This is a genomic window from Kordia aestuariivivens (assembly GCF_014397005.1).
Classification (GTDB): Bacteria; Bacteroidota; Bacteroidia; order Flavobacteriales; family Flavobacteriaceae; genus Kordia; species Kordia aestuariivivens.
Window position 1 is genome coordinate 666110 of record NZ_JACGWS010000001.1, and the last position, 25624, is coordinate 691733.

The window sequence follows — 25624 nt, forward strand, 5'->3', positions numbered from 1 at the left end:
TTTAAAAGGATTGCTAACCTCTTAGTTTTTCTAATAATATGTTTAATGTTTCCGCTTCTGTTGTGGTCAACGGTTTCATAATGTCTTCTTCTAGTCGATTTAATTTTGGGTCAATTACGTCTAACAGTTTTAAACCATTTTTTGTAATGATGATTTCTACTTTTCTTCGGTTTTCAGGACAAATCGTTCTTTCTACAAAGCCTTTTAAAATCAATTTGTCAATCAATCGCGTTGTGTTGCTATTCTTGTCAATCATGCGTTCTTGAATCGTAGCCAAGTTAGCAGGTTTCCCTTTTTGACCTTTTAAGATGCGCAATACATTAAATTGCTGTCCTGAAATATCATACTGTTTAAAGAAGTCTAAATAATTTTCTGATAACGTTTTGTTCGTGATCATAAAATTTAATGCAGTTCGCTTTGCTAAAGGCAAGGTTGCGTCACTTTTTAAGATGTCTTCTAATTTACTCATTTGTATGTACAACAATTGTATATACAAATGTAATTAAATTGAGAACGTGTGCAACTTTGGAAGTGTTAAAATTTAATTAAAAAATGATAAATCATTCAAAACGTCATTTCGAGTGATTTTTTGAAATGAAGTGAAGAAAAATAGTATCGAGAAAAATTCAAAAACAGAAAAAATTTATGTGGTTTCAAATTGCTTCTCGATACAATTTTCTCTCGAAAATTACTCAAAGTGACGAATTTTAAATTTCAAATAAATACCAAATTAAACTATTTCAGCGTTTTACAGTCTTAGCATAAAAGCTGTTCAGTATGACGTTACAAGAAATAGTACATATATATAATAGAGTAGGCTTTGGGATTTCATATACAGCAGCGAGTGCTTTGCAAAACAAATCACGTGCAACAATTGTTTCACAAGTATTTGACGCTTCTCGCAAAGTAAAACCACTTACGGTCGATGTTTCTGAACTCACTGCACAAGTGCGAAATGCACAACGAAACGATCGAAAAAAACTACGCTCGCTGATTAAAGACAGCGTGAAAAAAGTACACGAACTCAATATTGCTTGGATCTACAGACTTGGAACTACACAAGAAGTTTTACGCGAAAAAATGACACTTTTTTGGGCAAATCATTTTGTATGTCATGATAAAAATATTCTTCATATTCAACAATACAATAATACACTTCGCAAACACGCTTTAGGAAACTTCAAAGATTTTGTCGTTGCCATTTCTAAAGAAGCAGCAATGATTAAGTATTTAAACACAAAACAAAATAAAAAGGAAAAGCCCAACGAAAACTTTGCGCGCGAATTGATGGAGTTGTTTACGCTTGGACGCGATCAATATTCTGAAAAAGACATTAAAGAAGCGGCGCGTGCGTTTACAGGTTGGAATCATGATTTTGTGGGGAATTTTCGCTTGCGCAGATTTCAGCATGATTACGGAGAGAAAACTTTCTTTGGCGAAACCGGAAATTTTGATGGAGACGATATTATCGAAATCATCTTGAAGCAAAAACAATGTGCGCAATTTATCTGTGAAAAAGTCTACCGTTATTTTGTGAATGATCAACTAGATCCTTCTCGCATACGCGAAATGACCGAAGTTTTTTATAAAGACTATGACATTGAAAACTTAATGCGTTTTGTATTGCTTTCCGATTGGTTTTATGATCAAAAAAATATAGGAACGAAGATAAAATCGCCCGTAGAATTTTTAGTGGGCGTTCATAATGTCGTGCCAATGCAGTTTGAAAAAGAACGCGAACTTGTGTATCTGCAAAAATTATTAGGACAGCATTTATTATTTCCGCCAAATGTTGCTGGTTGGAAAGGCGGCAGAAATTGGATCAATCCGAATACAATGATGTTACGCCTTAATTTACCTTCCATATTATTAGCAAAAGGCGCGATTGCATTGGATGAAAAAGGCGCGTTTGAAGACGATTTTCAACGTTTTAATACCAAACGAAATCGACAACGAAAACTAAAAGTACTTCCCGATTGGGAAATGTTTTATTCGGAACAAAAAAATATAACGACAACACAATTACAGCAAGTTTTATTGGTAAGTCCATTAAATAAAGGAACAGCAACTTATTTAGACAAGTTAGCCGATCAGGATTTGAAAGAATATTGCATTCAATTGATGTCGTTGCCTGAATATCAATTGTGTTAAATTTTAGAGTGAATTAGATTCCCATTTTCATGGGAATGCAAAAATAAATTTTTGAATGAACAGAAGAAATTTTATAAAAAGCGCATCGTTAGCAAGTACGGCATTATTTCTGCCGAAGTTTGTTTCAGGATTTAATTTGTTGGATGAAGCTATTGCGACAGGGAAGAAGATAGTTATCATTCAATTATCTGGTGGAAACGATGGTTTAAACACAATTGTTCCGTTTAGAAATGATATTTACTATAAAAAACGTCCTTCGTTGGCACAACAAAAAAGTAACCTCATCGGCATTACAGACGAAATTGGTTTCCACGAAAGTCTCATCGCGCATAGCGACTTATATAATAACGGAGAATTGTGCGTCATTAATAATGTTGGCTATCCAAATCCGAATCGTTCACACTTTAGAGCAACGGATATTTGGCATACCGCAAGTGATGCGAACGAATATTTACAATCGGGTTGGATTGGTCGTTATTTAGATGCTTCTAAAAGCAAATCACTAGATGCAATTGAAGTTGATGATACCTTGTCGCTCATGCTAAAAGGCGAACAAACCGATGGAATTGCCACTAAAAACCCAAATCTTTTTTACAGAAGTACACAAGCGCCGTATTTCAAAAAAGTTGTAGAACATCATGATGAAGCTCATTTAAGTGAACATAATTTGGGTTATTTATACAAAACAATGGTGACAGCTTCTTCGTCAGCAAAATACATTTACGAAACTTCCAAAACGTTTAGCACAAAGACAACGTATCCGAATACTGGATTTTCAAAACAATTGAAGCAAGTTGCCCAATTTATCAACTCCGGATTGCAAACAAAAGTATATTATGCGTCGCTTGGCGGATTTGACACACATGCGAATCAAACCAATAAGCAAAAACGCTTGTTGAGTGTGTATGATGAAGCAATGGCGGCTTTTATAAAAGATTTAAAACAAGAAGACTCTTTTAAAGACACCTTAATTTTGACTTTTTCAGAATTTGGCAGACGCGTACAACAAAATGCTGCGAATGGAACGGATCATGGAACGGCGAATCAGGTATTTTTGATTGGAAGTCAGTTGAAAAAACCAGGTTTTTACAATCCGATGGCAGATTTGAGCAATTTAGATGAAAATGGCGATTTGAAATACGAAATTGATTTCCGAGAAATTTATACGTCTGTCTTGAATAATTGGTTAGATATTGATGCAAAAAAGGTGATAGGGAAACCTTTTTCTGGATTGAATGTTGTTTAGAAATACCCAAGGTAAGTTACAAATTTTAAATAATGAAAATACGATAGAAAATGTTTAATTTAGCATAACATTAATTAGCTATAGAAAATGTGTTTGAATAGTATAGATTTAACATTAATAAAAGATATTATTTTAATTATCGGTTCTTTAACTGCAACCTTTTTTACTCTTAGAAGTTTTAATAAATGGAAAAAGGAACATAAAGGAAAGTTAAAGTATGAATTATCAAGAAACTTATTAAAATCTATTCTTGATTTAAGAGACGATTTTGGAAGAGTTAGAAGTCCTCTTATACTAGCTTCTGAATTTTCTTCGAAACATCATATTTCCGAAACGAAAAAATCAGAGCAATATCAATATGTATTCCAAAATAGACTAAAGTACCTTCAAGAGAGTTACAATACTTTTTTAAGTTTTTTGCCAGAAGTTGAAATCGATTACAATTCTGAGATGAGTAAACTCTGTAAGGAGCTTACAAGGCACGTAACACATTATAATATAAAACTTAATGAGTTTATTCAATTAGTTGATAATTTGGATACTTTTAATAATCCTTATGAAAAGGAACTAAATAGTATTATTTTCAATAATGGAGATAATAATCCAACTACCGATTCTTTTGACAAAACAGTAGGTAAATTAAAAATACAATTGACAAAAGAAATGAAAAAATATTAAAATGAAGATCAAATTATTTTCTTCTAAATCATTTTTAATATTGTTTAAATTTTGTTAAAGCGACGTCCTTCAAAACTAGTTTTTGTATTTTTAGGCTGAAAATTAAAACCATGCTACAAAAGAGTATTCTTATCGTAATTTGTATTGTATTTTTTTCGTGTAAAAACGAACCAAAATCAACAGCAATTACAGAAGCAAAAGACGCTGAAACAAGTTCAACAAACGTTGAAATCGCTGAAGAAACAACTTCCGATATTCCCGTATTAAATTTTGAACAGTTTGAAAAGTATCTCAATATTGAAGATGATAATATTCATGTTGTCAATTTTTGGGCAACTTGGTGCGCGCCTTGCGTAAAAGAATTACCGCATTTTGAAGCTGTAAATCGAGACTATAAGGATAAAAACGTAAAAGTATTGTTGGTAAGTTTGGACTTCAATCTGAAAAAATTGAATTCATTCTTAGCGAAAAACGAATTAAAATCTGAAAAAGTTTTGCTCGACGATCCAGATCAAAATGCATGGATTTCAAAAGTGTCAGAGAAATGGTCAGGCGCAATTCCGGCAACGGTAATTTACAAAAAAGGAAAACGTAAGTTTTATGAACATTCGTTTACCAAAGCAGAATTAGAAAGTGAATTAAGAAATTTTATAAACTAATAAAACCCACAAAATGAAAACAATAAAACTAGCAGTATTGGCTGTGCTTTTCATGACGTATTCATGTACAGACAAGAAAAAAGATGGCGATGCAACACCAGAAACAAAAGCCGTTGCTGAAAATGTAGAAAAACCAAAGAAAGAAGTTGCAAACGGTTATCAAGTTGGTGACATTGTAAAAGATTTTTCATTGAAAAATGTAGATGGGAAAATGGTTTCTATGGCAGATTATAAAGATACAAAAGGATTCATTCTTACGTTTACGTGTAACACGTGTCCATATTCTGTGGCGTATGAAGACAGATTAATTGCGTTGGATAAAAAATATGCAAGTCAAGGTTATCCTGTAATTGCGATTAATCCAAACAATCCAGAAGCGAGACCAAAAGATAATTTTGAAGCAATGCAAACACGCGCTAAAGAAAAAGGATTTACATTTCCTTATATGTTGGATGTAGGACAAAAAGTGTATCCAGTATTTGGAGCAACACGAACACCGCACATGTATGTACTAGCTAAAACACCAAAAGGTCACCAAGTAAAGTATATTGGCGCAATTGACGATAATTACAAAGATGCAGCTGCAACAACAAAACACTATGTAGAAGATGCAGTTGATGCGTTATTAGCTGGAAAAGAAGTTGAGGTAAAAACGACAAAAGCGATTGGTTGTTCAATAAAGGTTTAAATTTTCTTGGATTCTGTTAGACTTCTTAGATGTTTAGACTGACTTAGATTTTAACTTATAAAAATAAAGGCACAACTATTGCCTGTAAAAAGCTGAAGTAAATTACTTCGGCTTTTTTTTGAATAATTTCTATTGAAAAGTTTAACTTTGAAACGCTAAAAGAAATGAGTTGTTAGAATTGAGTATTGAGAATTTGAAAACAGCGTAAAGAGCTAAATAAAAATATTCGCGAATTCCTGGCAAACAAGTGAAAAGTGAAAACAAATTAACGAATCATCAAATAACAAATAACAAATAACAAATAAGTTAAGAGTTAAAAAGTGATGAGTTAAGAGTGAAACAAACAAAAATATACAAATAGAATGGCAGATTTATCACAACAAGAATGGCAAGAACAACTTGCAAACGACACAAACGCAGTACTCCTTGATGTTCGCACACAAGATGAAGTTGACGAAGGACACATTCCGAATGCACTACATATTGACATCTTTTTAGGACAAGGATTTATTGATGAAGTAAAAAAACTAGATCCTTCTAAAAACTATTACATATACTGTCGCTCTGGCGGAAGAAGCGGTCAAGCGTGCGCTGTAATGAATAGTATTGGTTTTGAAAACACATATAATTTAATGGGCGGATTCTCAGAATGGGAAGGCGCTAAAACGAACTAAATTTCAACTGTATGAAACTCCAAAAAATCACGTTTGTATTTATTGCACTAACTTTTTTAGTATTCTTTAGTTGTTCAAATGCTCCGAAAGAGAATAACATTACTGTTACAGAACTTTATGAATTATTGAAGGATGCTGAAGTAACTGTATTGGATGTTCGTACACCAGAAGAAGTAGCGGAAGGAAAAATTACTGGCAAAGCACTTGAAGCTAATTTTTATGATGATACTTTTGTAGCTGATGTTACAAGTAAAATTGCGAAAGATCAAACGATTTATGTGTATTGTAAAAGTGGCAGAAGAAGCGGAAAAACTGTTGTAACACTTCGCGAGTTAGGATATTCAAAAACGTATAATGTTGAAGGTGGCATTAAAGCTTGGAAAGCAGCAGGATACGAAATAGAGTAATTTTTAAATCACTATACATTCTGATCTATAATTTTCAGTAAAGTCTTCGGTTCTGGTCGTACGCGATAATTATCGGTTTGATTCGTGTACGTAATCTTTTCATTAGAATCTGTAATGATAACGGTTGGTAAAACGGTGTGCGATTTAAAGCCAAAAATCTGAAAACCAAACGGCAAACCATTTTTGGAAAAGATATCTAATTGTTTGGCAACATTTCCATCAACATCTACCAAAAACTGAAAATCTAGCGGATATTTTTTAGTCAACTTCTTACTAAAACCATGCGGTTGCGAACTCACAAAAATAGTATTGATATTTCGTTCAGTTAGTTCTTCATACTTATCTACCATTTCCTTGATTTGCGCCATGCAAAACGGACACCAATTTCCACGATAAAAAATAAAAATACTTGGCGTTCCCGCGAAGCGTTCGGTAGTTATAGCTTCTTTTTTACTATTCTCAAAAGTCAATAATGGAAGCGTTTCTCCAACTTTTAAAATATCATTATTCGCTGCATTTCGCTTTTCAAAGTATGAATACCACACTAAATACATGATCCAGCCAACTGTCAACAGTATATTAAAAATAGTACAGATTCCTCTAAATGTGTCATCTTCTTGCAAACTACCAACCAACAGTCCAAGTATGCAGCCTAAAAAGATAATAAACGTATGCGTTTTTAATATGGCGTCTGTGCGTGGTGTTGGTTTTATGAAAATTTGTAAAAAGAAAAATACAATACATCCAGCAGTTAATAAGTGCGCAACATGTTGTAATGAGATTCCAGCAGTATATAAATACCAAAGACTATCTAACATTGCAATAAGTGCAAATGCAGGTAAGGCAATAATAAAAACTGACTTAATTAGGGAGTTCATTAATTCATAAAAAATTAAAGATAAAGTTGCTTTTTATACAAAAAATTGTAATTTACAATGTATAAAAATAAAATGTAAAATAGTGTATTTTTACACTATTAATCTTACAAGAGATAATAAACTTCTTTCCCCATTGAAATTATTAAAATTTAATAATTATCTATATGACTGTAAAAGAAGACCTGCTGTATTATCTGTGGAAATTTGGGAAACTCCACCTGCAAAACTTACAAACTTCCAATAAAGAAAATATTCAAATTATCAACTTAGGAACGCACAATCACCATGCTGGTCCTGATTTTTTCAATGCGCAATTACGTATTGAAAATCAATTGTGGGCAGGCAATGTAGAAATGCATGTAAACGCTTCTGATTGGTTTGTACATCATCATGAAAAGGATAAAAACTATGATAATGTCATTCTGCATGTTGTGTGGAATCATGATATTGAAATTCATCGAAAAGACAACTCTGTCATTCCAACATTAGTTTTAAAAGACTATACCAATTTTACACAAATACAACGCTATTCCAAGTTAATGAACACACCTAAAAAGTGGATCAATTGTGAAACAGAATTTCCAGCAATTACAGAATTCCAACTTGAAAACTGGCTCGAACGCTTATACCTCGAACGTCTAGAAAAGAAAGCTGCCGAAATAGAAATATTGGTCAAACAAACCAAGTACGATTGGGAAGCGGTCTTATTCCGATTGCTTGCCAAAGGTTTTGGACTCAAACTCAATAGTGAAGCCTTTTTTGAAGCTGCATGTTCCGTTGATTTTTCTATAATTCGGAAATTGAGCGAGAAACAACAATCATTAGAAGCTTTTCTGTTTGGTATTTTTGGATTGCTTTCGCAAGATGTGACTCAGGAAAAATACTATGACCAATTGTTCCGTGAATACAACTATCTGACGCATAAATTTGAATATGCTGAAAAAGCATCAATTCCATTGCACTTTTTTAGAACGCGTCCTGCCAACTTTCCAACGCTTCGCGCTTCGCAATTGGCAACCTTATATCATCAAGAAAGTAATTTATTTTCGAAACTAATCACCACAACTTCTATTGAAGACATGTATGCAATTTTGCAAGTTGCAACGTCTGTATTTTGGGAGACACATTACACCTTTGAGAAAATTTCGCCCAAGCGAAAAAAAGTACTTTCCAAAAGTTTCATTGATGTATTATTAATCAATAGTATCATTCCATTGAAATATTGTTACGAGCGATATTTAAGCAAACCGAATATAGAAAACATACTTGCCTTACTGCGAAGCATTACACCTGAAAAAAATACGATCATTCAAAAATTTGCAACTAAAAAAATTACGATTGAAAACGCGCTACAAACACAAGCATTATTAGAATTAAAGAAAAGCTATTGTAATACACATCAATGTTTACAATGTGCTATTGGAAATGCTATATTAAGATGATAAAATATGCGGTAAAGTAAAGATTTTTAGTCATTTAGCTTTGGTTTAAGTATGATTTTAGAATTATTTTAAATACAGTATTTCATCGAAAAACCATCTAATTTGTAATGTAAATCTTAATAAATAATTACTTTAGGGAATTATTAACCCAAAAAACCTAAAATCTTTTAGTATGAAAACCAAAAACTTTTTATCAATGTTAGCTGTATTTGCACTTGTATTTGCAACATTTACAGCATGTCAATCTGATCAATCAGATGAACCTTTACAGGATGAGGCAAAAATTAACCCAGAAATTTTGTCAAAACTTGATGCCGCATTATTTGACACAACCAACGCACGTGCCATGAATTTCATGGGAGAAGATGGAATTGCTGTAGAAGATATGTTTTTCTCCTATTCACAAATAGACGAGTTAGCACCAGCAGATCCATTAGCAAAACATTACAGAACTTCAAATTTAGTAACAAGTTTACCAAGAGTCATTACCATTAGTGTAGATCCAGATTTAGGAACATTAGGATCAAATGCGTTAGATGCAACAATTTCTATGTATAACAACTTAGGATTGCGTCTTACGTTTGCAAGAGTTGCTTTTGGACAACGAGGAAGAAACAAAGCAAATATTGAAGTAACTGAATTTTACGAATTAGAATCTGGTGGATTCATTACCTTAGGTAGAGCTGCTGGTTTTCCAACACGTAAAGGCGATCCTGCAAAAGGATTTGGAATCAATAGCAGATGGTTTGAACTTTCTATAAGTCCTACTGTAAACGAACTAGCAGGAACAATGGCGCACGAAATTGGACATTGTATCGGTTTCCGTCATACAGATTATCAAACACGCCAAAGTTGTGGACAAAACATCAATGAAGGAAGCGCTGGAGTTGGTGCAATCTATATCAATGGAACACCAACTGGATCAGATTCGTCTTCAATAATGCAGTCATGTGGACCAGCAATTAATTTCAATAACAACGATAGATTTGCTTTAGAAGCACTTTACTAATAATAAAAATCATTAAAAATTTAAAAAGTCACTAATCAATAGTGGCTTTTTTTGTGCAAAAAAATTATCTTGCATAGAATCTGCAAAAGCTAGTAAAAAGCAAAAATAGATACAGATGAAATTTATATACAGACTGCGTTACTTTTTTGAAAAACACGGATTCGGAGCCTTGTCACGCTTGGCAGAACGTTTAGGAATGCGGGCAAAAAATGTACGTTTATTTTTTATCTACATTACATTTGCTACGTTTGGAGTAAGTTTTGCTTTGTACCTAACCTTAGCTTTTATTTTACGTTTAAAAGATTTAATTTACACCAAACGAACCTCTGTATTTGATTTGTAATACAGAAGTTTAAACCATCCTGGTTCGAGGTTCTATTTGTTTTTTTGAAAGAAAAAAATATTAATATTTAGAAAATATTTTCCTTCATTTTATTAGTTAATTTATTTATGAAAAAGTATTTTTTTGTCAGAAAAAAAAGTTATTTGTTAATTTTTTAACATAAAATGTGTAATTTCCCACTTTAACTTATTAATAACCTCATAACCCAAATTAATGAAACTTAACAAAAAATTATCAAGATTTCTACTTGTAGGAATCTTAGCAGGAACAATTATCGGTTGTCAAACGGATGCTAATCTAAATGAAGATGACTTAATTGAAGTGGAAAACATTACTTTTAAAAACACCCAAGTAATTCCTAATCAATATACAGTTAGACTAAAATCTAATGGTAAAAACGTTAAAAAGTTCCCTAAAGTAAAATCACTAGGAGAATATCAAACTCAAATGAATGATTTACAAAAAGAAATCACACGCGATTTTAAATCTGTTGTAACTCCGGAAGCAATCCAAAAAACGTATGGACATGTTTTTGTAGGATTTACAGCAAACTTAACAAAAGACCAATTAGAAGCACTTAGAAGAAACCCTAATGTAGAAAGTATTGAACAAGATTTTATGTTTACAATTTCTCCTTACGCAGGAAAACCTGGCGGGAATACAGGAGGAAGTGATCCTCAAGTAATTCCTTATGGAACGACACGTGTTGGAGGAGGAAGCGGTGCTTCATCTAATACTGCATGGGTAATTGATTCAGGAATCGATTTAGATCATGAAGACTTAAATGTAGACGTTGCAAGAAGTGCATCTTTTTTAACAGGATCACCTTCAAATTTAAGCCCTGAAGATCAAAATGGACACGGAACACATGTTGCAGGAACAATTGCTGCAATAGATAATAGCGTTGGAACTGTAGGAGTAGCTCCAGGAAATGTTGTTGTTGCAGTTAGAGTTTTAGATAGAAGAGGAAGTGGTTCAAACTCTGGTGTGATTGCTGGAGTTGATTATGTAGCTGCAAATGGAAGTAGTGGCGATGTTGCTAATATGAGTTTAGGTGGAGGAATATCTACTGCATTAGACAATGCTGTGATATCTGCCGCTTCAACAGGAGTTAAGTTTGTGCTAGCTGCAGGAAACTCTGCTACAGACGCAAATAGTTCTTCACCTGCAAGAGCAAATGGAACGAATGTATACACTATATCTGCAATGGATATTAATGATAATTTCGCTTCATTTTCTAACTATGGTTCTCCAGTAGATTATTGTGCTCCTGGTGTAGCAGTTAGATCTACATGGAAAAGTGGAGGATATAATACAATCAGTGGAACTTCAATGGCAGCACCTCATGCAGCAGGAGTTTTATTATTTGGAAATCCGACAACTGATGGAACCGTAAATGGGGACCCTGATGGTAATCCAGATGCAATTATTCATCTATAAAACATTTATATATTATAAAATGCTGCTTATTTAAGCAGCATTTTTTTTGATCTAAACTTTTTTGTCATTTTGAATGTAAACTAGTGATCAATTTATATATTTACTTGAAATAATTTTAAGAAATAAAGATGCTTTCTAAATCGATTTTGATATATGTATAGATTTTTCAAATCAAAATTCTATCTGGCTTTATCCTTATTAGTAATTGTATTTACAATAGGAGTTTTTGGCTTTCATTCCGTAACTGAAATGAGTTGGACAGATGCGGTGTACATGACAGTCATTACGGTAACTACCGTTGGTTATGGAGAAGTTGTTCCTTTAGATGAAAATGCACGCTTATTTACTGTATTCTTAATTATTACGAGTGTATTTGTATTTGCGTACGCCATAACTGTCATCACCGAATACATTCTAAGTAGAAGCACCTTAAGAAATATTATACAACGTAAGACCTTAAAAAAAATAAGACACATGGAAAATCATATCATTATTTGTGGATTTGGAAGAAATGGAAGGCAAGCTTCTGAAAAACTTAGTGCGTATGGCGAAGAATTTGTCATTATTGAAAAAAACAGAAATATCATTGAAAAATATGAAGATATCGAAACGTATTTTGTAGAAGGAAATGCGAGCGAAGATGAGGTTTTGCAAAAAGCAGGAATTGAGCAAGCAAAATGCTTAATTACGGCATTGCCAAGTGATGCGGATAACTTATTTGTAGTGCTTTCTGCCAGACAGATCAACGAAAATCTATTAATCATCAGTCGGGCATCACAAGAAACATCGTATAGAAAACTAAAACTAGCGGGTGCAGATAATGTAATCATGCCAGATAGAATTGGTGGTGAACACATGGCTTCTTTGGTGGTTGTGCCAGATTTAGTAGAATTTATCGACAATCTTTCACTTAGCGGAGATAACACTACAAATGTAGAAGAAATAAAAATGGAAGACATTACGCCTTCTGGTAAAGAAATTACCTTAAAAGAACTCGATTTACGACGAGAAACAGGTTGTACGGTAATTGGTTATAAAACACCAGATGGTGAATACGTTATCAACCCAGAAGCAGAACTCAAATTAGCAAAAGAATCTAAAATAATCGTATTAGGGCGTCCTGAGCAAATAGAATCATTAAAGTTAAAATACAACCTTTAGAAACTGTCGAAAAATCTTATTTAATTCGTTAAAACTTGATTAAGCAATTTTTTTTTAGCATCTTGCTAGCTTATTAATTATCCACAAATAAATATTAACTAACTGACACTATATTATGAAGAAATATCTTCTTTCATTAATTACAATCTTATTACCTATACTAACCTTTGGGCAGGAAGCCGCCGAAAAAGGACTCGATCAACAAATCGATGAAGGATTTGGCTGGGCAACAAGTTGGTTTGTAGACTTTATCTTTTATCAAATACCATTTACAGAAGACGTTAAAGTGTTTTGGGTATTATTTCCACTAATTATAGGTGCAACGTATTTTACAATCTATTTCAAGTTTATCAACTTTAGCGGTTTTTGGACATCTGTAAATATTGTAAGAGGAAAATATGATGATATTGATCATCACGAATCTATGATTGGAGCAGGAGATTCAACGCCTGGAGGAGATGCAATCGAAACAATAGCAATTGAAGGTCATGAAGGAGAAGTTTCGCATTTCCAAGCCTTAACAGCAGCTTTATCTGCAACAGTAGGTTTAGGAAACATTGCCGGAGTTGCCATTGCAGTATCTATTGGTGGTGCAGGAGCAACCTTTTGGATGATAATTGCTGGATTGCTAGGAATGGCATCAAAATTTGTAGAATGTACGCTTGGTGTAAAATATAGAGACATTGGAGAAGATGGAACCGTATATGGTGGTCCAATGTACTACTTAACTAAAGGACTAAAAGCAAAAGGATTGGCTGGCTTAGGAAAAGTATTAGCCGTATTATTTGCCATCTTCGTAATTGGAGGTTCTTTTGGTGGAGGAAACATGTTTCAAGTAAATCAGGCATTTCAATTAGTTGAAAACATTACAGGTGGAGATGAATCTTTTCTACATGGATATGGTTGGGCATTTGGTTTGGTAATGTCTATTTTAGTTGGTATTGTAATTATTGGAGGAATCAAGAAAATTGCGAAAGTAACGGACAAAATTGTACCATTCATGGTCGTAATTTATGTAGCGGCTTCATTATTTGTAATATTTGCAAACTATACTATGATTGGTGATGCGTTTATGCAAATCTTCAATGGCGCATTTAGTCCTGAAGGAATTGCCGGTGGTGCTATTGGAGTATTAATTCAAGGATTTAGACGTGCAGCATTTTCGAATGAAGCAGGTATTGGTTCTGCATCTATTGCACATTCAGCAGTAAAAACGAAATATGCAGCAAGTGAAGGAATGGTGGCTTTATTAGAGCCATTCATTGATACAGTTGTCGTATGTACCATGACAGCATTAGTTTTAATCATCACAGGAACCTTAGCTGCTGGTGGACCTTCTAACGATGCAGAAGCTATTTTAATGACCTCTGGAGCATTTGCAAGTGCAATTAGCTGGTTCCCGTATGTATTAACGGTTGCAGTAGTATTATTTGCATTCAGTACCATGATTTCTTGGTCGTACTACGGTTTCCAAGGTTGGGCATACCTATTTGGAAGAACTAAAAGAGCTGAGTATACGTATAAAATTGTTTTCTGTTTATTCGTAATCGTTGGAGCAGCAGCAAGTTTAGATTCTGTAATTGGATTCTCAGATGCGATGATTTTTGCGATGATGATTCCAAACATGATAGGACTTGTATTACTAGCGCCAAGAGTAAAAGAAGAATTGGTAAGATATATGAGCGCTATTAAAGAAAATAAAGCTTAAATAATAATAACTTAGTGTAGAATACTAAACCCCATAAAATACTCATGTAACGATTAATTTAAAAAATCGAAAACATGAAAAACATCAAATCCCACTTTACGTTTCTGAAAGCAGAACGAAGTGGGATTTTGTGTATAATATTCCTAATCTTTATGGTACAAGGAATCTACTTTTACACAAATCCCACACAAACACCTCAACTATTTGCGGACGCAGAAGTTGCGATCTATCAACAACACATAGATTCGCTCAAACTGCTTGCGATTGAGGAACGAAAACCGAAAATTTTCCCGTTCAATCCAAACTTTATTTCCGATTACAAAGGTTTTACCTTAGGAATGTCTACTAAAGAAATTGATCGTTTACACAAATTTAGAGCGACCAATAAATATGTAAATTCAGCCAAGGAATTTCAAACGGTCACAAAGGTTTCAGATTCATTACTCAGCATCTTGCAACCGCATTTTAAATTCCCCGAATGGGTGACCAACAAAAAGAAGAAAAAGTGGGCGTATGGAAAAAAGGAGGAAGTTATTCTAAAAAAGATCGATCTCAACAAAGCAACGATTGAAGAGCTCCGAAAAGTATACGGAATTGGTGAAAAACTCTCAGCGCGAATCGTAAACTACCGAGCGAAATTGGGCGGATTTGTCACGGAATCTCAATTAGAAAATGTATATGGGCTAAAGCCAGAAGTAATACAAAAAGTTTGGAAACGTTTCTACCTAGGAAAGTCAAATACATACGAGAAAGCAGACGAAGTTGCGCTGGAAAAGATCGATTTGAACAAAGCAACGATTGAAGAACTCCGAAAAGTATACGGAATCGGCGAAAAACTTTCTGAACGAATTGTAAAATACAGAACAAAAATTGGCGGATTTGTGATAGAATCTCAATTAGAAGATGTCTATGGCTTAAAGCCAGAAGTAGTACAGAACGTTTGGAAACGTTTCTATATAGAAAAACCAGCGATCGTTAAAGTGAATCTCAATACGTGTTCACTGGAAGAATTACTAAAAATTCCATACATAGACTATGAATTGGCAGACGAAATTATCAACCAACGAATTCTCAGAGAAGGATTCAAAACTTTTGAAGATTTGGCAAAAATTCGAAACTTTCCAACCAAGAAAATCAAGATAATTGAATTATATTTGTCAATTGAATAGAAAAATATAAAAATTGCCATATATGGAAAGTATGTACTTTAACGAAGAGCATCAACTTTTTAGAGAAAGTCTAAGAGATTTTTTAAAAAAAGAAGTCGTTCCTCACATTGATAAATGGGAGAAAACAGGAACCATTGAACGCTTTATTTGGGAGAAATTTGGCGAAATGGGATACTTCGGATTGGCATATCCAGAAGAATATGGCGGAATGGATTTAGACCTTTTCTATACAGTCATACTTTTAGAAGAATTACAACGTATCAATTCTGGTGGATTTGCCGCAGCAATTTGGGCGCACGTATACTTAGCCATGACGCACTTGAACAAAGAAGGGAATCACGAAATAAAACAAAAATATCTAGCACCAAGTATTACAGGCGAAAAAATAGGTTGTCTATGTATTACGGAACCTTTTGGCGGATCGGATGTTGCAGGAATGCGAACGACGGCTGTAAAAAAAGGGGATAAATACATCATCAACGGTTCAAAAACGTTTATCACAAACGGTGTATACAGTGATTATTTAGTAATTGCTGCAAAAACAAATCCAGAACTTGGAAACAAAGGAATCAGTATTTTTGTCTTGGACAGAGAAATGCCTGGAATTTCTGCGACAAAACTAGAAAAACTAGGTTGGAAAGCTTCTGATACAGGAGAAATTGCTTTTGACAATGTTGAAATTCCACTAGAAAACCTAATGGGAGAAGAAAACAAAGGATTTGCATACATCATGCAACACTTTGCTTTAGAACGCTTAATTATGGGCGTAAATGCACATGCAAGAGCCGAATTTGCCATGGAATACGCAATACAATACATGTCGGAACGTCAAGCATTTGGAAGAAGTATTGACAAATTCCAAGCATTACGTCATACAATGGCTGACTTGGCAGCAGAACTTGAAGTGTGTAAAACATTCAACTATACAGTAGCGTACAGACTCAATAAAGGAGAATACGTTGTAAAAGAAGCTACCATATCTAAATTACAATCGACCAAAATGTCGGATAATGTAATCTATCAATGTTTACAAATGTTAGGTGGTTATGGTTATATGGAAGAATATCCAATGGCACGTTTATTTCGCGACAGCCGTTTAGGACCAATTGGTGGCGGAACATCGGAAATACTTCGTGAAATCATTGCAAAAATGATTATTGATAAAAAAGATTACAAACCTGCGACATAAATAGATTGGAGTCATTTTTATCAAAAATTCTTTTTTTGATTATTGATAAAAAAGATTACAAACCTGCGACATAATATTGAATCAGTACACGTCACTTCGAGTGATTTTCTGTCATATTGAGCGCAGTCGAAATAGATAGAAAATAGTATCGAGAAGTACTTTCAAAACGAAAATCATCAACACTTAAAATAAATAACAAAAGACCACTTTAACGAGTGGTCTTTTTTTTTGGTATAAAGAAACTCTTTCCAATTACGGTAAAACCGTATAAGTTAGAAACTTATCAACACGAAAACGTTTTCGCTAGATATGGGATTCTTGTTCTACAAAATAAATATTTACATTGAAAAAGAACTTTAACCCAAAAAATATGAAAACAACTAAAATCTTCTATTTCTTACTGATCAGTTTATTTCTAATTAGCTGTTCTGAAGACGAAATCAATCAAGAAAATGAGCAAAGTACAGAAGCAGTCAAAGAAACTGTTGTTGCTAAAAATAGATCCAATCTAAAACCAATTGGTTCTGGTGTAATGATGCAAGCGTTCTATTGGGATGTGCCAGCAGGTGGAACTTGGTGGAATGTTGTCAAAGGAAAAGTAGACGATTGGAGCAACGCCGGAATTGACGCTATTTGGCTTCCGCCAGCTTCCAAAGCGCAAAATGGACCGTTCTCTATGGGATACGATCCATTTGATTACTTCGATTTTGGAGAATACAATCAAATGGGAAGTGTAGAAACGCGTTTTGGTTCAACTGCCGAATTGATAAGTTTAGTCAATACGGCTCATAATAACAGATTGAGTGTAATAGCAGATATTGTATTAAATCACAATAGCGGAGGTGATAGTGAGTACAATCCGTTCAAAGGAACAAATACTTACACGGATTATCAACCAATGTCAGGAATGTTCAATAGAACCTATTATGACTTTCATCCAAATGATTACCACGCAAATGATGAAGGTGTATTTGGAGGTTTTGCCGATTTATGTCACCACAAACAATATGTGCAAGACTGGCTTTGGAACAATTCAAACTCAGTAGCCAAATACTATAAAAATGTTATCGGGTTTGACGGATGGCGTTTTGACTACGTAAAAGGTTTTGCGCCGTGGGTTGTAAAAGACTGGAAAAATGCTGTTGGAGGTTTCTCTGTGGGAGAATTGTGGGACGGAAATGTAAACATCTTAGATTCCTGGACAGCGCAAGCGGAAGTAAGCGCGTTCGATTTTGCTTGTTACTACAAAATGCGTGATGCGTTTGGCGGAAACGACCTTACACAACTAAATGGAGACATGTTATGGAAACGTAACGCGTCAAAAGCAGTAACATTTGTGGCAAATCATGATACGGATGAAATCATCAACAATAAAATTCTCGCGTATGCCTACATTCTAACACATGAAGGATATCCAACTATCTTTTATCGCGATTACGAAGAATGGTTAAACAAAGAACGTCTAAACAATCTTATCTGGATTCATAACAACTTAGCAAGTGGAAACACTTCTATTCTATACACAGATAATGATGAATATGTTGCCAGAAGAAATGGCTATAACAGTTCAGGCTTAGTGGTGTATATAAACAACTCAAACAGTTGGCAAGAACGTTGGGTGGAAACCAATTGGTCAAACACACGAATCAAAGATTACACAGGACATTCTGGTTGGGAACCAGTAACGCAAGGCGGAAAATGGGTTAAAATTCAAGCACCACCAAAAAGTTATTCTGTTTGGTCTGTAAAATAAAAACTCATCTAATGCTAATTGGTACATTATCAAATTGCTACATTGTCAAATTAATAATCTGGGCATTCCGCAAAGAAAAATTGCGGCCGCGCTTTCGGTAGTCGCTCTCCCAATTTCTTTGGGAGGAGCTCCAACAATACCTCTATCGCTAATGCAAAAAAAATAATGCAAATAATTTAATAGAATTAAAAAATAGTATCTATATTTGCAACCACAAAATCTAAAAGAGAGGAGGTTAAGGACTATGTTAATTATACCAGTTAAAGAAGGAGAAAATATAGACAGAGCACTGAAACGTTTCAAACGAAAGTTCGATCGTACAGGAGGAATGCGTCAACTAAGAGCTAGAAAGCACTTTGCAAAGCCATCTGTTGTTCGTAGAGCTCAAATCCAGAAAGCTCAATACATACAAGGATTAAGAGATGCAGAGAATATCTAACATTTCTAAAACTTAAAAAACTAAAAGGTTTCCACATCGGAAACCTTTTTTTATGCTTTAAATTTAAATAGTTATTACAAGTTCAGTAACTTTAAACTCATAAACTCATAAACTCATAAACTCATAAACAAATAACGAACAACAAATAAGCTATTAGTATTGAGTAGTTAAAAATTGAGTAAAAGAATCAAAGAAAACATTTGTGAATTCGTGGCAAAGAAATATTTTTCAAACAACAAACAACAAACAACAAACAACAAACAACAAACAACAAACAACAAACAACAAACAACAAACAACAAACAACAAGAAACAAGAATGACCTTCACTCCGTTCACAGAATACCTAAAACTTGAAAAAAACTATTCGCAACATACAGTCACGGCGTATGAAAATGACTTGCGTTCCTTTTCAGAATTCTGTGAAAAAGAATATGAAGATGCTAACATTATAAATGTACACTATGTCCAAATTCGAAATTGGATTGTCTCATTAGTAGATAATGGTTTAATAAACGCGACAATCAATCGTAAAATATCTTCATTAAAAACCTACTATAAATACTTGCTCAAAACAAAACAAGTAGAAGCAAGTCCGCTAGCCAAACACAAAGCATTAAAAACGTCAACTAAAATACAAGTACCATTCTCTGAAAAAGAAATGGATGAAGTATTAGGAAGTGTAAGATTTGAAAATAATTTTGAAGGCATACGTAACAAAACAATCATAGAAATGTTCTATGCCACTGGAATGCGAAGAAGTGAATTAATCAATTTAAAAGAGTCAGATATTGATTACACGGCAAAAACAATTAGAATATTAGGAAAAAGAAATAAAGAACGCATTGTTCCATTATTGCATAAACTAGAAACACAACTAAAAGAATACAATACGCAAAGAAAGCAGATAGATGTTTCTAATATTGATGAATTATTTTTGACAGCAAAAGGAAATAAAATGTACCCGAATCTTGTATATCGTTTAATAAATGATTATTTTAGTAAAGCATCTACAAAAATAAAAAAGAGTCCGCATATACTTAGACACACATTTGCAACTCACTTATTAAACCAAGGTGCAGACTTAAATGCTGTTAAAGAATTACTTGGTCATGCTAGCTTAGCTTCAACACAGGTATATACACACAATAGTTTAGCTGAACTAAAAAATGTATATGCCAAAGCCCATCCTAGAAACAAAAAGTAATCTTCTGAAAAAATAGCCAGAACCTAAAAAATAACCTAAAAAAATGCCGCGTATGAAAGTAAACATGCAGTCCGTAAACTTTACGGCAGATCGTAAGTTAGTAGATTTCATTCAGAGAAAAATGGACAAGTTAGAAACGTACTATGACAAAATCATTGACGCTGATGTCTATTTAAAGGTAGAAAACACTAGTGCAAAAGAAAATAAAATAGCAGAAATAAGGGTGAATATTCCAGGAGATGATGTTATGGTGAAAAAGCAATGTAGAACCTTTGAGGAAGCAGTTGACGAGGCAACAAGTACATTACAAAGAGCACTATTAAAAAGAAAAGAAAAAGTACGAACACATTGATACATAAAAATTTTTAAAAAATTGTTTTAATTAAAAAAAATTATCTATACATTTGCAGTCCGTTAGAAATAGCGGGCTTTTTTTATGAGTAAAAGCCGATGTAGCTCAGCTGGCTAGAGCAGCTGATTTGTAATCAGCAGGTCGTGGGTTCGAGTCCCTCCATCGGCTCAAAAAAAGTAAAACGCAACAGGAAGTTTATAAGAATCAGAAGGATTCTTTAAAACTAGGCAATAAAATAATCCTCAGCGTAACCGAAACAAGTCCTTTCATCGGTTAAAATTTGAAATATTGATTTATTATTGGGGAGATACTCAAGCGGCCAACGAGGGCAGACTGTAAATCTGCTGACTACGTCTTCGCAGGTTCGAATCCTGCTCTCCCCACTAAATAAAAAGCGAAAGTAGCTCAGTTGGTAGAGCGTCAGCCTTCCAAGCTGAATGTCGCCGGTTCGAACCCGGTCTTTCGCTCTATATATTTCTTGCCGATGTAGCTCAGGGGTAGAGTGTTTCCTTGGTAAGGAAGAGGTCACGGGTTCAAATCCCGTCATTGGCTCATAAAATGTATAAATTGAACACTAATATATAACTAAGATTAAAAAAATTATTAAATCATGGCAAAGGAAACTTTTGATCGTTCCAAACCGCACTTAAATATTGGTACTATTGGACACGTAGATCACGGTAAAACTACATTAACAGCTGCTATTACTAAAGTATTAGCTGATGCTGGTCTTTCTGAAGCAAGAGATTTCGATACAATCGATAACGCTCCTGAAGAAAAAGAAAGAGGTATTACAATTAATACATCGCACGTTGAGTATCAAACAGCAAACCGTCACTACGCACACGTTGACTGTCCAGGTCACGCCGATTATGTAAAGAACATGGTAACTGGTGCTGCTCAAATGGATGGAGCTATATTAGTAGTAGCTGCTACAGATGGTCCAATGCCACAAACACGTGAGCATATCCTTTTAGGTCGTCAGGTAGGAATTCCAAGTATGGTCGTATTCTTAAACAAATGCGATATGGTAGATGATGAGGAATTATTAGAACTTGTTGATATGGAAGTAAGAGAATTACTTTCTTTCTATGAGTATGATGGTGATAACGGACCTGTTATCCAAGGATCTGCTTTAGGAGCTTTAAATGGTGAGCAAAAATGGGTTGATACAGTAATGGAATTAATGGAAGCTGTTGATGACTGGATTAAATTACCAAAGCGTGATGTTGAAAAAGATTTCTTAATGCCAATTGAAGATGTATTCTCAATTACAGGTCGTGGAACTGTTGCAACTGGTCGTATTGAAACTGGTGTAGCTAACACAGGTGATGCTGTTGAGATTATCGGTATGGGAGCTGGGAAATTAACTTCTACAGTTACTGGAGTTGAAATGTTCCGTAAAATCCTTGATAGAGGAGAAGCAGGAGATAACGTAGGTATCTTATTAAGAGGTATTGAAAAGACTCAGATTAGTAGAGGTATGGTAATCTGTAAGCCAGGTTCTGTAAAACCACATGCTAAGTTTAAAGCTGAGGTATATGTATTGAAGAAAGAAGAAGGTGGACGTCACACTCCATTCCATAATAACTACCGTCCTCAATTTTACGTTCGTACTACGGATGTAACAGGAACTATCAACTTGCCAGAAGGTGTTGAGATGGTTATGCCAGGAGATAACTTAACAATTACTGTTGAGCTTATCAACACGATCGCAATGAACGTAGGTTTACGTTTTGCAATCCGTGAAGGTGGTAGAACTGTTGGTGCAGGTCAGGTAACTGAAATTTTAGACTAAAAATAAGTCTGATTAAAAATAGTAGAGGTGTCCCGTTTTTCGGGGCGCCTTTTATAAAATACGGGTTTAGCTCAGTTGGTAGAGCACTGGTCTCCAAAACCAGGTGTCGGGAGTTCGAGCCTCTCAACCCGTGCTAATAAAATCACAATATGGCTGGTATAGTAAATTATATAAAAGAATCTTTCGAGGAGTTGAGAACCAATGTTACTTGGACAACTTGGCCAGAAGCACAGCGTTTAACAATTGTTGTTGCTGTTTTCTCAATTATATTCTCCATAGCAATTTGGGGAGTCGATACAGTCTTTTCAGAGTCGTTAGGTTATGTGTACGATGTAGTATTAGGTAAAAATTAATCACTCTCAAAAATTATACTTATTATGGCGGATTCTAATGTAAAGAAATGGTATGTTGTGAGAGCTGTCAGTGGGCAGGAGAATAAAGTAAAAGCTTATATAGAAAGTGAAATTACTAGGCTAGGACTTGAAGATTATGTAGAAGAAGTTTTAGTTCCAACGGAAAAGGTAATTCAGATTCGTAATGGTAAAAAAGTAAACAAAGAAAGAGTTTACTTTCCAGGTTATATTATGATTAAAGCAAATATAGCAGGAGAAGTAACGCATGTAATAAAATCAGTTACCAATGTAATAGGTTTCTTAGGGGAAGTAAAAGGAGGAGATCCTGTTCCATTAAGACAATCAGAAGTGAATAGAATGCTTGGTAAAGTGGATGAGCTAGCAGTGAAAACTGATAATGTTGCAATTCCATTTACAATAGGACAAACTATAAAAGTAATTGACGGTCCTTTTAATGGTTTCAATGGAACTGTTGAAAAGATCAATGAAGAAAAACGTAAGTTAGAAGTAATGGTGAAAATTTTCGGAAGAAAAACACCTTTAGAGCTAAGTTACATGCAAGTAGAGAAAATATAATTGTTACACATTATATATACACGTAACGCTTTTAGCTTCCAAACAAAAAGTGTTGCACAATTTAAAACAAGAAAATGGCAAAAGAATTAAGTAAAGTAGTTAAACTACAAGTTAGGGGAGGTGCAGCGAATCCGTCGCCACCGGTTGGACCCGCTTTAGGTGCTGCCGGAGTTAATATCATGGAGTTCTGTAAGCAGTTTAATGCTAGAACACAAGATAAACAAGGGAAAGTAGTACCAGTTGTTATTTCTGTATACAAAGACAAGTCTTTTGACTTTGTAGTGAAAACAGCACCAGCAGCAGTTCAGCTGATGGAAGCGGCAAAGATTAAAAAAGGATCAGGAGAACCAAACCGTAAAAAGGTAGCAAGCGTAACTTGGGAACAAGTAAGAGCAATTGCTGAAGACAAAATGGTAGACTTAAATGCGTTTACTGCTGAGTCAGCAATGAGTATGGTTGCAGGAACTGCAAGATCTATGGGATTAACAGTATCTGGTGATAAACCTTTTTAAATCTAAGAAAAATGGGACGAGTAACAAAAAAACATAAAGAAGCTTTAGCTAAAGTTGACAGAAACAAAATGTATTCTGTCGCAGAAGCTTCAAGCTTAGTGAAAGAAATAACAAATGTAAAATTTGATGCGTCTGTTGATCTTGCTGTAAGATTAGGTGTTGATCCACGTAAAGCTAATCAAATGGTAAGAGGTGTTGTAACATTACCTCACGGAACAGGTAAAGACGTAAAAGTTTTAGCATTAGTAACTCCAGACAAAGAAGCTGAAGCATCAGAAGCAGGAGCTGACTATGTTGGGTTAGATGAATACCTTCAGAAAATTAAAGGAGGATGGACAGATGTTGATGTAATCATCACTATGCCAAGTGTAATGGGTAAATTAGGACCTTTAGGTAGAATATTAGGGCCAAGAGGATTAATGCCAAACCCAAAGACTGGTACTGTAACTATGGACGTTGCTAAAGCTGTGACAGAAGTAAAAGCTGGTAAAATTGACTTTAAAGTTGATAAAACTGGTATTGTACACGCAGCAATAGGAAAGTCTTCATTCTCTGCAGACAAAATTCAAGGGAATGCAGATGAATTATTACAAACATTAATGAAGTTAAAGCCAACTGCGGCGAAAGGTACATACGTAAAAAGTATTTTTATGTCAAGTACAATGAGCCCAAGTATTGCTGTTGACCCGAAAACAATTGGTAGTTAAAAAACATCTTTATCATGACTAAAGAAGAAAAATTAGTAGTAATAGAAGGATTAACTGCACAGTTAGCTGAAAATACAAATATTTACTTAACAGATATCTCTGGATTAAACGCTGATGCTACATCAGAATTAAGAAGAGCATGTTTCAAAAGTGATATTAAACTTGCAGTAATAAAGAACACATTGCTTGCAAAAGCAATGGAAGCTTCTGAAAAAGATTTTGGAGAACTTCCTGATGTATTAAAAGGGAACACTTCACTAATGCTTTCAGAAACAGGGAACGCTCCTGCGAAATTAATCAAAGACTTCAGAAAGAAAAGAAAATCTGAAAAGCCACTATTAAAAGGTGCCTTTATTGAGTCTGCGGTTTATGTAGGAAATGAGCAATTAGATGTCTTAGTTGATATCAAATCTAGAGAAGAACTTATTGGAGAAATCATCGGATTATTACAATCTCCTGCTAAGAACGTTGTTTCAGCGCTTCAATCTGGAGGTGGTAAATTAGCTGGTATCATCAAAACATTATCTGAAAGATAATACAAAAAGTACGCACTTAATAAAACAAATATTTAACAAAAACATTATTTTAAAACGATAGAAAATGGCAGATTTAAAAGAATTCGCAGAACAATTAGTTAACCTTACAGTAAAAGAAGTTAACGAATTAGCAGGTATATTAAAAGATGAGCACGGTATTGAGCCAGCTGCTGCTGCTGTAGCAGTTGCTGCAGGTCCTGCAGGTGGAGGAGACGAAGCTGACGAGCAAACTGAGTTTGACGTTATCTTAAAAGCTGCTGGTGGTTCTAAATTAGCAGTAGTTAAGTTAGTAAAAGAATTAACTGGTTTAGGTCTTAAAGAAGCTAAAGCAATTGTTGATTCAGCACCAGCTGCAGTAAAAGAAGCAGTAACTAAAGATGAGGCTGAAGGTCTTAAAGCATCTTTAGAAGAAGCAGGAGCAGAGGTTGAGCTTAAGTAAGCTTACCAAGCTATAAAAACTTGGTTTAGGTCTTTGGGAGTATCCCTAAGACCTAAACCCTTTTGTGTATATAAGCGTGAATACGTTTTATTTTATTTTATTTTAATCATA

Annotated in this window: 28 protein-coding genes and 5 tRNA genes; 31 read left to right on the forward strand and 2 right to left on the reverse strand. The window is 34.4% G+C overall.

The window, feature by feature from the left end; translation table 11 throughout:
- Nucleotides 1-13: 13 nt before the first annotated feature.
- Nucleotides 14-469 carry a MarR family winged helix-turn-helix transcriptional regulator gene (locus tag H2O64_RS03050; RefSeq protein WP_187560659.1) on the reverse strand — a complete coding sequence of 152 codons (456 nt, stop codon included), beginning with the start codon at nucleotides 467-469 and terminating at the stop codon, nucleotides 14-16.
- A 308-nt stretch (nucleotides 470-777) separates the two neighbouring features.
- On the opposite strand from H2O64_RS03050, the gene H2O64_RS03055 reads away from it, so the two are divergent.
- From H2O64_RS03055 to H2O64_RS03085, 7 genes are all read left to right on the forward strand, one after another.
- A complete protein-coding gene (locus H2O64_RS03055; protein WP_187560660.1) occupies nucleotides 778-2151 on the forward strand; it encodes a DUF1800 domain-containing protein in 1374 nt (457 codons plus the stop codon).
- Between the two features lie 55 nt (nucleotides 2152-2206).
- Nucleotides 2207-3397, forward strand: a complete 1191-nt coding sequence (locus tag H2O64_RS03060) for a DUF1501 domain-containing protein (protein ID WP_187560661.1) — start codon at nucleotides 2207-2209, stop codon at nucleotides 3395-3397.
- A 93-nt stretch (nucleotides 3398-3490) separates the two neighbouring features.
- On the forward strand, nucleotides 3491-4075 hold the full coding sequence (locus H2O64_RS03065) for a hypothetical protein (RefSeq protein WP_187560662.1): 585 nt from the start codon (nucleotides 3491-3493) through the stop codon (nucleotides 4073-4075).
- A 110-nt stretch (nucleotides 4076-4185) separates the two neighbouring features.
- A complete protein-coding gene (locus tag H2O64_RS03070) occupies nucleotides 4186-4734 on the forward strand; it encodes a redoxin domain-containing protein (protein WP_187560663.1) in 549 nt (182 codons plus the stop codon).
- Between the two features lie 13 nt (nucleotides 4735-4747).
- A complete protein-coding gene (locus H2O64_RS03075; protein WP_187560664.1) occupies nucleotides 4748-5422 on the forward strand; it encodes a thioredoxin family protein in 675 nt (224 codons plus the stop codon).
- A 362-nt stretch (nucleotides 5423-5784) separates the two neighbouring features.
- Entirely contained in the window at nucleotides 5785-6096 is a 312-nt protein-coding gene (locus H2O64_RS03080) for a rhodanese-like domain-containing protein (RefSeq protein ID WP_187560665.1), read from the forward strand.
- Nucleotides 6097-6107: 11 nt separating this feature from the next.
- Nucleotides 6108-6503: a rhodanese-like domain-containing protein gene (locus tag H2O64_RS03085; RefSeq protein ID WP_187560666.1), complete on the forward strand. Its 396-nt coding sequence runs from the start codon at nucleotides 6108-6110 to the stop codon at nucleotides 6501-6503.
- 11 nt (nucleotides 6504-6514) lie between these two features.
- Here H2O64_RS03085 and H2O64_RS03090 read toward each other — a convergent pair whose 3' ends face one another.
- The gene (locus H2O64_RS03090; RefSeq protein WP_187560667.1) at nucleotides 6515-7381 is read right to left on the reverse strand and encodes a peroxiredoxin family protein; all 867 of its coding nucleotides are present in this window, start codon (nucleotides 7379-7381) and stop codon (nucleotides 6515-6517) included.
- 164 nt (nucleotides 7382-7545) lie between these two features.
- On the opposite strand from H2O64_RS03090, the gene H2O64_RS03095 reads away from it, so the two are divergent.
- From H2O64_RS03095 to rplL, 24 genes are all read left to right on the forward strand, one after another.
- Nucleotides 7546-8823 carry a DUF2851 family protein gene (locus H2O64_RS03095; RefSeq protein WP_187560668.1) on the forward strand — a complete coding sequence of 426 codons (1278 nt, stop codon included), beginning with the start codon at nucleotides 7546-7548 and terminating at the stop codon, nucleotides 8821-8823.
- 172 nt (nucleotides 8824-8995) lie between these two features.
- Nucleotides 8996-9832 carry a M57 family metalloprotease gene (locus tag H2O64_RS03100; RefSeq protein WP_187560669.1) on the forward strand — a complete coding sequence of 279 codons (837 nt, stop codon included), beginning with the start codon at nucleotides 8996-8998 and terminating at the stop codon, nucleotides 9830-9832.
- A gap of 115 nt (nucleotides 9833-9947) precedes the next feature.
- Complete coding sequence (locus H2O64_RS03105; protein WP_187560670.1) at nucleotides 9948-10175, forward strand: PspC domain-containing protein; 228 nt, start codon at nucleotides 9948-9950, stop codon at nucleotides 10173-10175.
- A 213-nt stretch (nucleotides 10176-10388) separates the two neighbouring features.
- Nucleotides 10389-11615, forward strand: coding sequence for a S8 family peptidase (locus H2O64_RS03110; RefSeq protein WP_187560671.1), 1227 nt, complete (start codon nucleotides 10389-10391; stop codon nucleotides 11613-11615).
- A gap of 153 nt (nucleotides 11616-11768) precedes the next feature.
- The gene (locus H2O64_RS03115) at nucleotides 11769-12776 is read left to right on the forward strand and encodes a potassium channel family protein (RefSeq protein WP_187560672.1); all 1008 of its coding nucleotides are present in this window, start codon (nucleotides 11769-11771) and stop codon (nucleotides 12774-12776) included.
- A 115-nt stretch (nucleotides 12777-12891) separates the two neighbouring features.
- Nucleotides 12892-14484 (forward strand): alanine/glycine:cation symporter family protein, encoded by a 1593-nt coding sequence (locus H2O64_RS03120; RefSeq protein ID WP_187560673.1) that lies wholly within the window; start codon nucleotides 12892-12894, stop codon nucleotides 14482-14484.
- 74 nt (nucleotides 14485-14558) lie between these two features.
- Nucleotides 14559-15653: a ComEA family DNA-binding protein gene (locus H2O64_RS03125; RefSeq protein ID WP_187560674.1), complete on the forward strand. Its 1095-nt coding sequence runs from the start codon at nucleotides 14559-14561 to the stop codon at nucleotides 15651-15653.
- 22 nt (nucleotides 15654-15675) lie between these two features.
- Nucleotides 15676-16842, forward strand: coding sequence for an acyl-CoA dehydrogenase family protein (locus tag H2O64_RS03130; protein WP_187560675.1), 1167 nt, complete (start codon nucleotides 15676-15678; stop codon nucleotides 16840-16842).
- Between the two features lie 370 nt (nucleotides 16843-17212).
- Nucleotides 17213-18595 (forward strand): alpha-amylase, encoded by a 1383-nt coding sequence (locus H2O64_RS03135; protein ID WP_187560676.1) that lies wholly within the window; start codon nucleotides 17213-17215, stop codon nucleotides 18593-18595.
- A gap of 244 nt (nucleotides 18596-18839) precedes the next feature.
- Nucleotides 18840-19034 (forward strand): 30S ribosomal protein S21, encoded by a 195-nt coding sequence (rpsU, locus tag H2O64_RS03140; RefSeq protein ID WP_187560677.1) that lies wholly within the window; start codon nucleotides 18840-18842, stop codon nucleotides 19032-19034.
- A gap of 318 nt (nucleotides 19035-19352) precedes the next feature.
- On the forward strand, nucleotides 19353-20240 hold the full coding sequence (locus tag H2O64_RS03145) for a tyrosine-type recombinase/integrase (protein WP_187560713.1): 888 nt from the start codon (nucleotides 19353-19355) through the stop codon (nucleotides 20238-20240).
- Nucleotides 20241-20292: 52 nt separating this feature from the next.
- Nucleotides 20293-20592, forward strand: a complete 300-nt coding sequence (hpf, locus tag H2O64_RS03150; protein WP_187560678.1) for a ribosome hibernation-promoting factor, HPF/YfiA family — start codon at nucleotides 20293-20295, stop codon at nucleotides 20590-20592.
- Nucleotides 20593-20686: 94 nt separating this feature from the next.
- A tRNA-Thr gene (locus tag H2O64_RS03155) sits at nucleotides 20687-20760 on the forward strand.
- A 133-nt stretch (nucleotides 20761-20893) separates the two neighbouring features.
- Nucleotides 20894-20975 (forward strand) — tRNA-Tyr (locus H2O64_RS03160).
- A gap of 11 nt (nucleotides 20976-20986) precedes the next feature.
- Nucleotides 20987-21059, forward strand: a tRNA-Gly gene (locus H2O64_RS03165).
- 13 nt (nucleotides 21060-21072) lie between these two features.
- Nucleotides 21073-21144, forward strand: a tRNA-Thr gene (locus H2O64_RS03170).
- Nucleotides 21145-21202: 58 nt separating this feature from the next.
- Nucleotides 21203-22390, forward strand: a complete 1188-nt coding sequence (tuf, locus tag H2O64_RS03175) for an elongation factor Tu (RefSeq protein ID WP_187560679.1) — start codon at nucleotides 21203-21205, stop codon at nucleotides 22388-22390.
- A 60-nt stretch (nucleotides 22391-22450) separates the two neighbouring features.
- Nucleotides 22451-22523: transfer RNA gene (locus H2O64_RS03180), tRNA-Trp, on the forward strand.
- A gap of 16 nt (nucleotides 22524-22539) precedes the next feature.
- Nucleotides 22540-22743: a preprotein translocase subunit SecE gene (secE, locus tag H2O64_RS03185; RefSeq protein WP_187560680.1), complete on the forward strand. Its 204-nt coding sequence runs from the start codon at nucleotides 22540-22542 to the stop codon at nucleotides 22741-22743.
- Between the two features lie 24 nt (nucleotides 22744-22767).
- Nucleotides 22768-23319 carry a transcription termination/antitermination protein NusG gene (nusG, locus tag H2O64_RS03190; protein ID WP_187560681.1) on the forward strand — a complete coding sequence of 184 codons (552 nt, stop codon included), beginning with the start codon at nucleotides 22768-22770 and terminating at the stop codon, nucleotides 23317-23319.
- Nucleotides 23320-23393: 74 nt separating this feature from the next.
- Nucleotides 23394-23831, forward strand: a complete 438-nt coding sequence (gene rplK, locus H2O64_RS03195) for a 50S ribosomal protein L11 (RefSeq protein WP_187560682.1) — start codon at nucleotides 23394-23396, stop codon at nucleotides 23829-23831.
- An 11-nt stretch (nucleotides 23832-23842) separates the two neighbouring features.
- Nucleotides 23843-24538: a 50S ribosomal protein L1 gene (gene rplA / locus H2O64_RS03200; protein WP_187560683.1), complete on the forward strand. Its 696-nt coding sequence runs from the start codon at nucleotides 23843-23845 to the stop codon at nucleotides 24536-24538.
- 14 nt (nucleotides 24539-24552) lie between these two features.
- On the forward strand, nucleotides 24553-25074 hold the full coding sequence (rplJ, locus tag H2O64_RS03205; protein ID WP_187560684.1) for a 50S ribosomal protein L10: 522 nt from the start codon (nucleotides 24553-24555) through the stop codon (nucleotides 25072-25074).
- Between the two features lie 64 nt (nucleotides 25075-25138).
- Entirely contained in the window at nucleotides 25139-25513 is a 375-nt protein-coding gene (gene rplL / locus H2O64_RS03210) for a 50S ribosomal protein L7/L12 (RefSeq protein ID WP_187560685.1), read from the forward strand.
- Nucleotides 25514-25624 lie beyond the last annotated feature (111 nt).